This is a genomic window from Streptomyces sp. NBC_00016 (assembly GCF_045040885.1).
GTDB lineage: Bacteria > Actinomycetota > Actinomycetes > Streptomycetales > Streptomycetaceae > Streptomyces > Streptomyces coriariae.
The window spans coordinates 2,921,711-2,935,871 of sequence record NZ_CP108304.1 but is presented as its reverse complement, the minus strand read 5'-3'; the positions used below and the strand labels follow the sequence as shown (position 1 = coordinate 2,935,871).

The 14,161-nt window shown below is 69.2% G+C and carries 8 protein-coding genes; all 8 read left to right on the top strand.

The genetic code is table 11. The features are described 5' to 3' along the window. Window positions 1-295: 295 nt before the first annotated feature. The 8 genes from OG933_RS12800 (at window position 296) to OG933_RS12765 (ending at window position 14,077) form a co-directional block, all read left to right on the top strand. Entirely contained in the window at window positions 296-5,758 is a 5,463-nt protein-coding gene (locus OG933_RS12800; RefSeq protein ID WP_362527922.1) for a HAMP domain-containing protein, read from the top strand. A gap of 261 nt (window positions 5,759-6,019) precedes the next feature. Beyond that, window positions 6,020-6,709, top strand: coding sequence for a two-component system response regulator (locus tag OG933_RS12795; RefSeq protein ID WP_054243719.1), 690 nt, complete (start codon window positions 6,020-6,022; stop codon window positions 6,707-6,709). A 164-nt stretch (window positions 6,710-6,873) separates the two neighbouring features. Next, window positions 6,874-9,597: a DNA translocase FtsK gene (locus OG933_RS12790; protein ID WP_405627133.1), complete on the top strand. Its 2,724-nt coding sequence runs from the start codon at window positions 6,874-6,876 to the stop codon at window positions 9,595-9,597. A gap of 255 nt (window positions 9,598-9,852) precedes the next feature. Then, window positions 9,853-10,689: a helix-turn-helix domain-containing protein gene (locus OG933_RS12785; protein WP_405627131.1), complete on the top strand. Its 837-nt coding sequence runs from the start codon at window positions 9,853-9,855 to the stop codon at window positions 10,687-10,689. An 89-nt stretch (window positions 10,690-10,778) separates the two neighbouring features. Then, a complete protein-coding gene (rimO, locus tag OG933_RS12780) occupies window positions 10,779-12,248 on the top strand; it encodes a 30S ribosomal protein S12 methylthiotransferase RimO (RefSeq protein WP_362527914.1) in 1,470 nt (489 codons plus the stop codon). After that, entirely contained in the window at window positions 12,245-13,045 is an 801-nt protein-coding gene (pgsA, locus tag OG933_RS12775; RefSeq protein WP_405627129.1) for a CDP-diacylglycerol--glycerol-3-phosphate 3-phosphatidyltransferase, read from the top strand. The genes rimO and pgsA overlap by 4 nt, the downstream gene beginning before the upstream one ends. After that, window positions 13,042-13,587, top strand: a complete 546-nt coding sequence (locus OG933_RS12770) for a CinA family protein (protein ID WP_362527909.1) — start codon at window positions 13,042-13,044, stop codon at window positions 13,585-13,587. The genes pgsA and OG933_RS12770 overlap by 4 nt, the downstream gene beginning before the upstream one ends. Window positions 13,588-13,696: 109 nt before the next feature. Beyond that, complete coding sequence (locus OG933_RS12765) at window positions 13,697-14,077, top strand: helix-turn-helix domain-containing protein (protein WP_020125026.1); 381 nt, start codon at window positions 13,697-13,699, stop codon at window positions 14,075-14,077. Window positions 14,078-14,161 lie beyond the last annotated feature (84 nt).

Below are 14,161 nucleotides of genomic sequence, written 5' to 3'. Positions count from 1 at the left end.
ATGCAAGGTTACTTACCTTCCCGGCCCCTACGGATGCCGGTCGCCAGTGTTTCCGCCCGAGGGTGTGCGGACGATGTGCGAAGCTGCCGAACTGTTATGGCCTGGTTCGGCAAGGGTGAAACACTGGGCAAGCTTCTTGTGAAGGTCCGGGCAGACTGGGTGTCTTCTGAGTACAGGGGGCAGCAGCCCCCCGGGTCCGCCTGGTTTCATCGGGCGGAATACCGAGTGGCAACAGGTATGGCGAGCAGTAGCACCCAGGCACAGCGGTAACGGTCGATCCCTGTGGGAGGGACAAGTGGAGTCTGGCGCAGCGACGCGGGGCACTAAGGCGCGCGCGAAAGGCGGACAGTCTCTGAGCAGGCCGCGTACACCACGCGGCGGGACGACCGTCGTGGACACGGCGGCCTTGCACCGGCTGCTGGGAGCCCTCGGCTCCATGCGGGACGGCAATTTCCGCAAGCGGCTCACGGTGTCCGGTGACGGCGTGATGTCGGAGATCGCGGCCGTGTTCAACGAGGTCGCGGACCGGAATCTGCATCTCACGGGTGAGCTGTCGCGGGTCCGGCGCATGGTGGGACGTGAGGGAAAGCTCACCGAGCGGCTGGAGACGGGCGCCTGCGAGGGGTCCTGGGCGACGGCCGTCGACAACTCGAACGCGCTGGTCGACGACCTCGTACGGCCTGTTTCCGAGGTCGGGCGGGTGCTGTCGGCGGTCGCCGAGGGTGATCTGTCGCCGCGGATGGAGCTCAGGACGCACACGCCGGAGGGGACCGGGCATCCGCTGCGCGGTGAGTTCCTGAAGGTGGGGCGGACGGTCAACAACCTCGTGGACCAGCTCTCCACGTTCACCGACGAGGTCACGCGTGTGGCCAGTGAGGTGGGGACCGAGGGCAAGCTGGGCGGTCAGGCCCAGGTGCGCGGTATGTCCGGTTCGTGGAAGGACCTGACGGAGTCCGTCAACACGATGGCGTACCGGCTGACGGCGCAGGTGCGGGACATCGCGCTGGTGACGACGGCCGTGGCCAAGGGTGATCTGTCCCGGAAGGTGACGGTTCACGTCGAGGGCGAGATGCTCGAGCTGAAGAACACCGTCAACACGATGGTGGATCAGCTCTCCGCGTTCTCGTCCGAGGTGACGCGGGTGGCCCGTGAGGTGGGCACCGAGGGCATCCTGGGCGGTCAGGCGCAGGTGTCCGGTGTGGACGGGGTGTGGAAAGAGCTCACCGACTCGGTGAACACCATGGCCGGGAACCTGACGGCCCAGGTGCGCGGCATCGCGGAGGTGACCACGGCGGTCGCCAACGGCGATCTGTCGCAGAAGGTGACGGTGTCGGCGCGCGGCGAGGTCGCGCAGCTGGCCGACACGATGAACCAGATGACCGAGACGCTGCGGACCTTCGCGGACGAGGTCACGCGCGTGGCCAACGAGGTGGGGGCCGCGGGGCAGCTGGGCGGCCAGGCGAACGTGCCGGGCGCGGCGGGTACCTGGAAGGACCTGACGGACTCCGTCAACACCGTCTTCAGGAACCTCACCACGCAGGTGCGGGACATCGCGGCCGTGACGACGGCCGTGGCCAGCGGAGATCTGTCGCAGAAGGTCACGGTGGACGTGGCCGGCGAGATGCTGGAGCTGAAGAACACCGTCAACGGGATGGTCGACCAGCTGTCGGCCTTCGGCGCCGAGGTGACGCGCGTGGCGCGGGAGATCGGGGTCGAGGGTGAGCTGGGCGGTCAGGCGCAGGTGTCGGGCGCGGCCGGGACGTGGAAGGACCTGACGGACTCCGTCAACACGGCGTTCAGGAATCTCACCGGACAGGTGAGGAACATCGCGCAGGTCACCACGGCCGTGGCCAACGGTGACCTGTCGCAGAAGGTCACGGTGGACGTCTCCGGCGAGATGGCCCAGCTGAAGAACACCGTGAACACGATGGTGGACCAGCTGTCGTCGTTCGCCGACCAGGTGACCCGGATGGCCCGGGACGTGGGTACCGAGGGCCGGCTGGGCGGGCAGGCCCGGGTGGACGGCGTGTCGGGCACCTGGAAGGAGTTGACGGACTCCGTCAACTCGATGGCCGGGAACCTGACCTCCCAGGTGCGCAACATCGCGCAGGTGACGACGGCCGTGGCCCGTGGTGACCTGTCGCAGAAGATCGACGTGGACGCGCGCGGGGAGATCCTCGAGCTGAAGAACACCATCAACACGATGGTCGACCAGCTCTCGGCCTTCGCCGACCAGGTGACCCGGGTGGCGCGGGACGTGGGTACCGAGGGCCGGCTGGGCGGGCAGGCGCAGGTGCCCGGCGTGGCCGGTGTGTGGCGGGACCTGACGGACTCGGTGAACGGCATGGCCGGCAACCTCACCGCCCAGGTGCGCAACATCGCCCAGGTCGCCACCGCCGTGGCCCGCGGTGACCTCTCGCAGAAGATCACCGTGGACGCGCGCGGGGAGATCCTCGAGCTGAAGAACACGCTGAACACGATGGTCGACCAGCTGTCGTCGTTCGCCCAGGAGGTCACGCGGGTCGCCCGTGAGGTGGGTACGGAGGGGCAGCTCGGCGGACAGGCCGAGGTGCAGGGTGTCTCCGGCACCTGGAAGGACCTCACCCAGTCGGTGAACTTCATGGCGAACAACCTGACGATCCAGGTGCGTCAGATCGCCGAGGTCACGACCGCGGTCGCCAAGGGCGACCTGTCGAAGAAGATCACGGTCGACGCCAAGGGCGAGATCCTGGAGCTCGTCACCACGGTCAACACGATGGTGGACCAGCTGTCGTCGTTCGCCGAGCAGGTGACCCGGGTGGCCCGCGAGGTGGGCACCGAGGGCATCCTGGGCGGCCAGGCGCACGTGCCCGGCGTCACGGGCATCTGGAAGGACCTCAGCGGCAACGTCAACCTGATGGCCAAGAACCTGACCATGCAGGTGCGCAACATCTCCCAGGTCGCGGCGGCCGTCGCCAACGGCGACCTGACGCGGCAGGTGACGATCGAGGCGCGCGGTGAGGTCCAGCAGCTCGCCGACACGTTCAACACCATGGTGAAGACGCTGAGTTCGTTCGCCGAGCAGGTCACCAAGGTGGCCCGTGAGGTGGGCACGGACGGCATCCTGGGCGGGCAGGCGCATGTGCCGGGCGTGGCGGGCACGTGGAAGGACCTCACCGATTCGGTGAACGGCATGGCGTCCAACCTGACCGGTCAGGTGCGCAACATCGCCATGGTCACGACGGCCATCGCCAAGGGTGACCTGACGAAGAAGATCGACATCGACGCGCGCGGGGAGATCCTCGAGCTGAAGACGACCATCAACACGATGGTCGACCAGCTGTCGTCGTTCGCCGAGGAGGTCACCCGGGTGGCCCGTGAGGTGGGTACCGAGGGGCAGCTGGGCGGTCAGGCACGCGTGCGTGACGTCGACGGCACCTGGCGCGATCTGACCGAGTCCGTGAACGAGATGGCCGGGAACCTGACCCGGCAGGTGCGTGCCATCGCGCGCGTGGCGACCGCGGTGACCCGCGGAGACCTGAACCTGAAGATCGACGTGGACGCGTCCGGCGAGATCCAGGAACTCCAGGACTACATCAACAAGATGATCGCCAACCTGCGCGACACCACGATCGCCAACAAGGAGCAGGACTGGCTCAAGGGCAACCTCGCGCGCGTGTCCGCCCTGATGCAGGGCCGGCGCGACCTCCAGGACGTGGCCTCGCTGATCATGAGCGAGCTGCCACCCCTGGTGGCAGCGCAGCACGGCGCGTTCTTCCTGGCGATGCCGCCGGCCGAAGGCGGCACGGACCTGTACGAGCTGCGGATGCTGGGTTCGTACGGCTACTCGATGGGCTCCATGCCGACGTCCTTCCGGCCCGGTGAGGCGCTGGTCGGGACGGCGGCGGAGGAGAAGCGGACGATTCTCGTCGCGAACGCCCCGACCGGCTATCTGAAGATCTCCTCGGGGCTCGGCGAGGCGCCGCCCGCGCAGGTGATCGTGTTGCCGGTGCTGTTCGAGGGCCAGGTGCTCGGGGTGATCGAGCTGGCGTCGTTCACGCCGTTCACGCAGATCCAGAAGGACTTCCTGAACCAGCTGGCCGAGATGATCGCGACCAGCGTCAACACGATCTCCGTCAACACCAAGACGGAGCAGTTGCTGAAGCAGTCGCAGGAGCTGACCGAGCAACTGCGGGAGCGGTCGGCCGAGTTGGAGCAGCGGCAGAAGGCCCTTCAGGCGTCCAACGCCGAACTGGAGGAGAAGGCCGAGCTGCTGGCCCAGCAGAACCGCGACATCGAGGTGAAGAACACCGAGATCGAGGAGGCGCGGCAGGTCCTGGAGGAGCGTGCCGAGCAGCTCGCGGTGTCGATGCGGTACAAGAGCGAGTTCCTCGCCAACATGTCGCACGAGCTGCGCACACCGCTCAACTCGCTGCTGATCCTGGCCAAGCTGCTCGCCGACAACGCGGACACCAACCTGACGCCGAAGCAGGTCGAGTTCGCCGAGACGATCCACGGCGCGGGGTCCGACCTGCTCCAGCTGATCAACGACATCCTCGACCTGTCGAAGGTCGAGGCGGGCAAGATGGACGTCTCGCCGACGCGTATCGCGCTGGTCCAGCTGGTCGACTACGTGGAGGCCACCTTCCGTCCGCTGACCGCGGAGAAGGGCCTCGACCTGTCCGTGCGGGTGTCGCCGGAGCTGCCGGCCACGCTGCACACCGACGAGCAGCGGCTGCTCCAGGTGCTGCGCAACCTGCTGTCCAACGCGGTGAAGTTCACCGACTCCGGGTCGGTCGAGCTGGTCATCCGGCCGGCCGGGGCGGAGGTGCCGGTGGCGATCCGGGAGCAGTTGCTGGAGGCCGGTTCGCTGACCGACGCGGACGCGCCGCTGATCGCGTTCTCGGTGACCGACACCGGCATCGGGATCGCCGCGAGCAAGATGCGGGTGATCTTCGAGGCGTTCAAGCAGGCCGACGGCACGACCAGCCGTAAGTACGGTGGTACCGGCCTCGGGTTGTCGATCTCGCGGGAGATCGCGCAGTTGCTGGGCGGTGAGATCCACGCGCAGAGCGAGACGGGCCGTGGCTCGACGTTCACGCTCTACCTGCCGCTGCACCCCAGCGAGCTGCCTCCGCAGGGCTACCAGCAGGTCGTGCCCGCCCTGGAGGCCGGCGACCTGGTGGCCTCGGAGAACGGGGCGCGCGAGCTGTCGGAGCTGTCCGACGCGGAGATCGCGATGCCGGCCGAGGTGCGGTCGTACCAGGACGCGCAGAACGGGCCGGCGGCTCTCTTCCGGCGCCGGCGCCGCCTGGTGAGCGGCGGCGAGCAGGTGGGACGGCCGGAACAGTGGCCGGCCCGTGCGCAGGAGACGGCGGCGCACGCGCGCGTGGGCATCCGGTTCGGCGGTGAGAAGGTGCTGATCGTCGACGACGACATCCGCAACGTGTTCGCGCTGACCAGCGTCCTGGAACAGCACGGTCTGTCGGTGCTGTACGCGGAGAACGGCCGTGAGGGCATCGAGGTCCTCGAGCAGCACGACGACGTGGCGGTCGTCCTGATGGACATCATGATGCCCGAGATGGACGGCTACGCGACGACCACGGCCATCCGCAGGATGCCGCAGTTCTCGGGGCTGCCGATCATCGCGCTGACGGCGAAGGCGATGAAGGGCGACCGGGAGAAGGCGATCGAGTCGGGTGCCTCCGACTACGTGACGAAGCCGGTCGACCCCGATCACCTGCTGTCGGTGATGCGGCAGTGGATGCGGGACGAGTGAGGGGACCTGTGGCGTGACGGGAACCTTCGCAAGGCGCCCGGAGTTGCTGACTCAGGGTGTCCGCTGTCGTGTAGCGGGGCGGAATTCGGGGAACCTTCTGGTCTCCTGCTGCGTTCCTGCTACGTGCACAGTGACATCACGGTGACAGGGTGTGGCGACGGTCGGGGTGCGGCTACCATGACCGGCACAAGGAAGGGCGGCGCAAGGGAGTCGTCCCCAGGGGCGGCGCCCGGTGCACTGCCGGGGCGAGGAGGGCGGGCCATGGTGCAGAAGGCCAAGATCCTCCTGGTCGATGACCGGCCGGAGAATCTGCTGGCGCTGGAGGCGATCCTCTCTGCGCTCGATCAGACGCTGGTGCGGGCATCGTCCGGGGAAGAGGCGCTGAAAGCACTGCTGACGGACGACTTCGCGGTCATTCTGCTGGATGTTCAGATGCCGGGAATGGACGGCTTCGAGACGGCCGCGCACATCAAGCGGCGGGAGCGGACCAGGGACATCCCGATCATCTTCCTCACCGCGATCAACCACGGGCCGCACCACACCTTCCGCGGGTACGCGGCCGGTGCGGTGGACTACATCTCCAAGCCGTTCGACCCGTGGGTGCTGCGCGCGAAGGTCTCGGTGTTCGTCGAGCTCTACATGAAGAACTGCCAGCTGCGCGAGCAGGCGGCGCTGCTGCGCTTGCAGTTGGAGGGTGGTGGCGGCAAGGCCACAGCGGGTGGTGGCGTCAAGGAGTCCGCGGGGCTGCTCGCCGAGCTCTCCGCGCGGCTCGCGGCCGTCGAGGAGCAGGCCGAGGCTCTGTCCAAGCAGTTGGACGACGAGTCCGCGGACGCGGCGGCGGTGGCCACGGCGGCGCACCTGGAGCGCAAACTCACGGGTCTGCGCCGGGCGCTGGACGCCCTGGAGCCGGGCACCGGCAGCGGCACGGCCGCGTTGCCGTCACCGAACTGATCGGAACTGACGCGTGCGACGCATCGAGTTGTGCGTGAGGGCGCGTCAGTTCCACCTCCACCGAAGGCGGACGTGTCAGTTCCGCGCCTTCGGGAGGGCGACACGAACGGGTGAAGCAGTGGGCACACGTGTCCGTTGTGGTCTCCACCGGTAACCTCACACCCATGGCCTCACGTCCGTCCGCAGCCAAGAAGCAGCCCGCCAAGAAGGCGGCTGCTCCCGCGAAGGCTCCGGCGAAGCGGGCCGCCGCCAAAAAGGCCCCGGCGAAGAAGGCGCCCGCCAGGAAAGCCGCGGCCAAGAAACCCGTGCCCGCGCCGGCGCCCAGTCCCACAGGGGGCGTCTACCGGCTGGTGCGCGCCATCTGGCTCGGACTGGCGCACGCCGTAGGCGCCGTGTTCCGCGGCATAGGGAACGGCGCGAAGAACCTCGACCCGGCGCACCGCAAGGACGGCGTCGCGCTGCTGCTGTTCGGCCTCGCGCTGATCGTCGCCGCGGGGACCTGGGCCGACCTGCGCGGCCCTGTCGGCGACCTCGTCGAGATCCTGGTGACCGGCTCCTTCGGGCGGCTCGACCTGCTGGTGCCGATCCTGCTGGCGGTCATCGCCGTGCGGTTCGTCCGGCACCCCGAGAAGCCCGAGGCCAACGGCCGTATCGTGATCGGCCTGTCCGCGCTCGTCATCGGCGTGCTCGGCCAGGTCCACATCGCCTGCGGCGCGCCCGCCCGCAGCCACGGCATGCAGGCGATAAGGGACGCGGGCGGACTCATCGGCTGGGGCGCGGCGACCCCGCTGACGTACACCATGGGCGAGGTTCTCGCCGTACCGCTGCTCGTGCTGCTCACGGTCTTCGGGCTGCTGGTCGTCACGGCGACCCCGGTCAACGCCATCCCGCAGCGGCTGCGGCAGCTCGGGGTGCGGCTGGGTGTGCTGCACGACCCGGCGGCGGACGAGTACGACGACCACGACGACGACGCGCGCTACGACGAGCAGTGGCGCGAGGCGCTCCCCGGGCGCCCCCGCCGCCGCTCGGGCGCCGCCGAGGCGTACGACCCGGAGGACGCCGAGCAGGAGGCGCTCTCGCGGCGGCGCGGCCGCCCCAGGCGCTCCGCGGTGCCGCAGCCGGCCATGGACCGGCGGCTGGACGCCGTGGACATCGCCGCGGCCGCCGCGGCCGACCTCGACGGCGCCGTCCTGCACGGCATGCCGCCCTCGCGGATCGTCGCCGACCTCACCCAGGGGGTGAGCGTCGGCGACGGGGAGCCGACCACGCCGACGCCCGTTCCGGCCCCGGCCTCCCGGCCCAAGCAGCAGAAGCTCAAGACGGGTGGGGGAGCGGTCCCCGACCTGACGAAGTCGGCCCCCCAGGAGGCGCGCGAGCTCCCGCCGCGCGCGGAGCAGCTCCAGCTGTCCGGCGACATCACCTACTCGCTGCCCTCGCTCGACCTGCTGGAGCGCGGCGGGCCCGGCAAGGCGCGCAGCGCGGCCAACGACGCCGTCGTCGCCTCGCTGACGAACGTCTTCACCGAGTTCAAGGTCGACGCGGCCGTCACGGGATTCACGCGCGGGCCGACGGTCACCCGCTACGAGATCGAGCTCGGCCCGGCCGTGAAGGTCGAGCGGATCACCGCGCTGGCGAAGAACATCGCGTACGCCGTCGCCAGCCCCGACGTGCGGATCATCAGCCCGATCCCCGGCAAGTCCGCGGTCGGCATCGAGATCCCCAACACCGACCGGGAGATGGTCAACCTCGGCGACGTGCTGCGGCTCGCGGACGCGGCCGAGGACGACCACCCGATGCTGGTGGCGCTCGGCAAGGACGTCGAGGGCGGCTACGTGATGGCCAACATGGCGAAGATGCCGCACGTCCTGGTGGCCGGAGCCACCGGTTCCGGCAAGTCGTCCTGCATCAACTGCCTGATCACGTCGATCATGGTCCGCGCGACCCCCGAGGACGTGCGGCTGGTCCTGATCGACCCCAAGCGCGTCGAACTGACCGCCTACGAGGGCATCCCCCACCTGATCACGCCGATCATCACCAACCCGAAGCGGGCCGCCGAGGCGCTGCAGTGGGTCGTACGCGAGATGGATCTGCGCTACGACGATCTGGCGGCATACGGCTTCCGGCACATCGACGACTTCAACGCGGCCATAAGGAACGGCAAGGTCAAGCCGCCCGAGGGCAGTGAGCGCGAGCTTCAGCCGTACCCCTACCTGCTGGTGATCGTCGACGAGCTCGCCGACCTGATGATGGTCGCGCCGCGTGACGTCGAGGACTCGATCGTGCGCATCACGCAGCTCGCGCGCGCGGCCGGCATCCACCTGGTGCTCGCCACCCAGCGCCCGTCGGTCGACGTCGTCACCGGCCTGATCAAGGCGAACGTGCCCTCGCGGCTCGCCTTCGCCACCTCCTCGCTGGCCGACTCGCGCGTCATCCTCGACCAGCCGGGCGCCGAGAAACTGATCGGCAAGGGTGACGGACTGTTCCTGCCGATGGGCGCGAACAAGCCGACCCGCATGCAGGGCGCCTTCGTGACCGAGGCCGAGGTCGCGGCCGTCGTACAGCACTGCAAGGACCAGATGGCGCCGGTCTTCCGGGACGACGTCACGGTGGGCACCAAGCAGAAGAAGGAGATCGACGAGGACATCGGCGACGACCTCGACCTGCTGTGCCAGGCGGCCGAGCTGGTCGTCTCCACCCAGTTCGGATCGACGTCCATGCTCCAGCGCAAGCTGCGCGTCGGCTTCGCCAAGGCCGGCCGGCTGATGGACCTCATGGAGTCGCGGAACATCGTCGGGCCCAGCGAGGGTTCCAAGGCGCGTGACGTTCTCGTGAAACCGGACGAGCTGGACGGCGTGCTCGCCGTGATCCGGGGGGATTCTGGGGGGTAGACGTCAGTCAGGGAAGGGGCGGCCGGCCGTGACTCACCCGTTAGAGAGCAGTGGGCAACCGTTTCCCTTTGGCATACGTCCAGTTGAGCGAGAGGACAGGTGCGGCTCCCCGCCGGGGCCGTAACCGGCCCGTCATCGGTGTGACCGGCCATACCGATGGCGTACAAAGTCGTACCGCCCGGTTGCCCCTCCCTTTGGCACCCCCCCTAGACTGAACCTCCAGCACAGGTGGCTACACGCTCGAAAGGCGCCCCCGTGTCCATCGGCAACTCCCCTGAAGACGAGCGTCCGTTCGAAGACCCGTCCGAGGAAGCCCCCTTCTCCATCGGCCGCGCCCTGAAGCAGGCCCGCATCACGGCCGGGCTGACCGTCGATGACGTCAGTTCCGCCACCCGGGTCCGCATCGCCATCGTCCACGCCATCGAGTCCGACGACTTCGCCGCCTGCGGCGGGGACGTCTACGCCCGCGGGCACATCCGGACCCTGGCCAGGGCCGTCCAGCTCGACCCCGCCCCGCTGATCGAGCGGTACGACGACACCCACGGCGGCCGTCCGGCACCGACCCCGGCCGCGCCTCTCTTCGAGGCGGAACGTATCCGCCCCGAGCGGCGCGGGCCGAACTGGACCGCGGCCATGGTCGCCGCGATCGTCGCCGTGGTCGGCTTCGTCGGCTTCACCGCCTTCACGGGCGACGACGACGGGTCGAAGGAACAGGTCGCCGAGGGCGCCACCCCCGCGACCGGCAAGACCGCCTCACCCACGACGAAGACCGACAAGCCCGTCGACGAGAAGCCGGAACCCTCCGACAGCGCCATCGCCGCGGCCCCTCAGGACAAGGTGACCGTCCAGGTCAGCGCCGCGGACGGCCGCAGCTGGGTCGCCGCCAAGGACCACAACGGCCGGCTGCTCTTCGACGGCCTGCTCAAGCAGGGCCAGTCCAAGACCTTCCAGGACAGCGAGAAGATCAACCTCGTCCTCGGTGACGCCGGCGCGATCGATCTCTACGTCAACGGCAAGAAGCTCGACGACGACTTCCAGCCCGGCGCCGTGGAGCGGCTGACGTACACGAAGGGCGACCCCAAGGTCGGATAGGCCAGGCGCGCCTTCGGGTGTACGGGGTTGGCGAAGATCGCCAACCCCGTCGACGTTCGGTGTCGGTGCGACAAAGTAGTCTTGAGCCCATGCCTGAACGCCGTACCGTCGCACTCGTCACCCTTGGCTGCGCCCGTAACGAGGTGGACTCGGAGGAGCTCGCAGGCCGTTTGGAGGCGGACGGCTGGCAGCTCGTGGAGGACGCCGAGGACGCGGACGTAGCCGTCGTCAACACCTGCGGCTTCGTCGACGCCGCCAAGAAGGACTCCGTCGACGCCCTGCTGGAAGCCAATGACCTCAAGGGGCATGGCAGAACCCAGGCCGTCGTGGCGGTGGGCTGCATGGCCGAGCGGTACGGCAAGGAACTCGCCGACGCCCTGCCCGAGGCCGACGGTGTGCTCGGCTTCGACGACTACTCCGACATCTCCGACCGCCTCCAGACCATCCTGAACGGCGGCATCCACGCCTCCCACACCCCGCGCGACCGGCGCAAGCTGCTGCCGATCAGCCCGGCGGAGCGGCAGGAGTCGGCCGCCTCCGTCGCCCTGCCCGGCCACGGGCCCAACGACCTCCCCGAGGGTGTCGCCCCGGCCTCCGGCCCCCGCGCGCCCCTGCGCCGCCGGCTCGACGGCGCCCCGGTCGCCTCGGTCAAGCTCGCCTCCGGCTGCGACCGGCGCTGCACCTTCTGCGCCATCCCGTCCTTCCGCGGCTCCTTCATCTCGCGGCGGCCGAGCGACGTGCTGAACGAGACGCGGTGGCTGGCCGAGCAGGGCGTCAAGGAGATCATGCTGGTCTCCGAGAACAACACCTCCTACGGCAAGGACCTCGGCGACATCCGGCTGCTGGAGTCGCTGCTGCCCGAGCTGGCCGAGGTCGACGGCCTCGAGCGGGTGCGGGTCAGCTACCTCCAGCCGGCCGAGATGCGGCCCGGCCTGATCGACGTGCTGACCTCGACGCCGAAGATCGCGCCCTACTTCGACCTGTCCTTCCAGCACTCGGCGCCCGGCGTGCTGCGCGCGATGCGCCGCTTCGGCGACACCGACCGCTTCCTGGAACTGCTCGACACCATCCGGGGCAAGGCGCCCCAGGCGGGTGTGCGCTCCAACTTCATCGTGGGCTTCCCCGGTGAGTCCGAGGCAGACCTGGCCGAGCTGGAGCGCTTCCTGAACGGCGCCCGCCTCGACGCGATCGGCGTCTTCGGCTACTCCGACGAGGACGGCACCGAGGCCGCGACGTACGACGACAAGCTCGACGTGGACGTCGTGGCCGAGCGGCTCGCCCGGGTCTCCCGGCTCGCAGAGGAGCTCGTCTCGCAGCGGGCCGAGGAGCGGGTCGGCGAGACCGTGCACGTGCTGGTCGAGTCGGTGGACGAGGAGGGCGTGTACGGCCGCGGGGAGCACCAGGCTCCGGAGACGGACGGACAGGTGCTGCTCACATCGGGCGGAAACCTGAGCGTCGGTCGTATGGTCGAGGCGAAGGTGGTCGGTACGGAAGGTGTCGACCTGGTGGCCGAGCCCCTGCCGGGTTCGTTCGGGTGTAGCGAGGAGGCGGGCAGATGACGGGTGTTCCGGCATCGGCTGCGGGCGGCTCCTCGCAGGCTTCACCGGCTTCGCAGACCTCACCGGGTCCCCAGGCTTCGCAGGCCGCACCGGCGGCGGGCGCTGTGGTCGTTCCCTCCGAAGCGACTGCCGATGTGGCCGCGATCACCGACCCGGAGGATGCCGGCAGGCCGCCGAGGGGCGCCAAGCTGGCGGCCGCCGCCGTCAACCAGGCGAGCGTCTGGAACATCGCCAATCTGCTGACGATGCTTCGGCTGATCCTGGTGCCCGGCTTCGTCGCGCTGATGCTGGCCGACGGCGGCTACGACCCGGCATGGCGTGCGTTCGCCTGGGCGGCCTTCGCGATCGCCATGATCACCGACCTGTTCGACGGGCACATCGCGCGGACGTACAACCTCGTCACCGACTTCGGGAAGATCGCCGACCCCATCGCCGACAAGGCGATCATGGGAGCGGCGCTGATCTGCCTCTCCTCGCTCGGCGACCTGCCGTGGTGGGTGACGATCGTGATCCTCGGCCGGGAACTCGGGATCACGCTCCTGCGTTTCCTGGTCATCCGGTACGGCGTCATCCCGGCGAGCCGGGGCGGCAAGCTGAAGACGCTCACACAGGGCGTGGCGGTCGGGATGTACGTCCTGGCGCTGACGGGCTGGCTGGCCACCCTGAGGTGGTGGGTGATGGCCGCGGCGGTCGTCCTGACCGTGGTGACCGGGCTCGACTACGTACGGCAGGCCGTTGTGCTGCGCAGGCAGGGAATCGCCGAGCGCAAGGCCGCGTTGGAGGAGACGCAAGCGTGAATTCCCCGGCCACCGACGTGGTGCGACTACTCACGGTGAACGAATCGACCCTCGCCGTGGCCGAGTCGCTGACCGGTGGCCTGGTCGCGGCGGAGATCACCTCGGTCCCCGGCGCGTCCAAGGTCTTCCGCGGTTCCGTCACCGCCTACGCCACCGACCTCAAGCACCAACTGCTCGCGGTCGACGCGGACCTGCTGGCCGCGCGCGGGGCCGTGGACGCGCAGGTCGCGGCCCAGATGGCCGCCGGAGTGCGGAAGGCGCTGGGAGCCGACTGGGGCATCGCGACCACGGGCGTCGCCGGCCCCGACCCACAGGACGGACAGCCGGTGGGGACGGTTTTCGTGGCGGTGGACGGCCCGTTCCGGGCAGATTCCGGTTCCGCCGGCGGCGGAAAAGTGGAGGCCCTGCGGTTGAACGGCGACCGGGCGGAAATTCGTAGAGAGAGTGTACGGAGCGTACTCGCACTGCTCCTGACAGAGCTTGCGGGCGAACACACCGGGAATGAGCGGGCACAGGATACGGAACAGAACGGGGGGTTTTGATGTTTGCAGCCCTGAGTGAACACGACATCGCTCCCCGCACGGCCGCAGCGCAAGGCGGTACGGTGGGGCGTGAAGGATGCGGCTACGCGGTCCGAGGAGGGAGCCACCGATGATTCTGCTCCGTCGCCTGCTGGGTGACGTGCTGCGTCGGCAGCGCCAGCGCCAGGGCCGTACTCTGCGCGAAGTCTCCTCGTCCGCCCGAGTCTCACTCGGCTATCTCTCCGAGGTGGAGCGGGGGCAGAAGGAGGCTTCCTCCGAGCTGCTCTCCGCCATCTGCGACGCGCTGGACGTACGGATGTCCGAGCTCATGCGGGAAGTGAGCGACGAACTCGCTCTCGCCGAGCTGGCTCAGTCTGCTGCCGCCACCCCCCGCGAGCCTGTACCGGCGTCGGTTCGTCCGATGCTGGGTTCCGTGTCGGTGACCGGTGTGCCACCGGAGCGGGTGACCATCAAGGCCCCCGCCGAGGCGGTGGACGTGGTCGCCGCGTGACATTCACGCGCACGGGCGTGTGACGCGTGGGCGTGTGACGCGACACAGGCACGTAGGAAAGCACGTGTGAGGCCCCGGCCGGGG

Excerpts from the sequence above, each read along its gene's own strand:
- OG933_RS12795 (WP_054243719.1), top strand. The coding sequence starts at position 6,020 with ATGGTGCAGAAGGCCAAGATCCTCCTGGTCGATGACCGGCCGGAGAAT.
- OG933_RS12790 (WP_405627133.1), top strand. The coding sequence starts at position 6,874 with ATGGCCTCACGTCCGTCCGCAGCCAAGAAGCAGCCCGCCAAGAAGGCG.
- rimO (WP_362527914.1), top strand. The coding sequence starts at position 10,779 with ATGCCTGAACGCCGTACCGTCGCACTCGTCACCCTTGGCTGCGCCCGT.
- pgsA (WP_405627129.1), top strand. The coding sequence starts at position 12,245 with ATGACGGGTGTTCCGGCATCGGCTGCGGGCGGCTCCTCGCAGGCTTCA.
- OG933_RS12765 (WP_020125026.1), top strand. The coding sequence starts at position 13,697 with ATGATTCTGCTCCGTCGCCTGCTGGGTGACGTGCTGCGTCGGCAGCGC.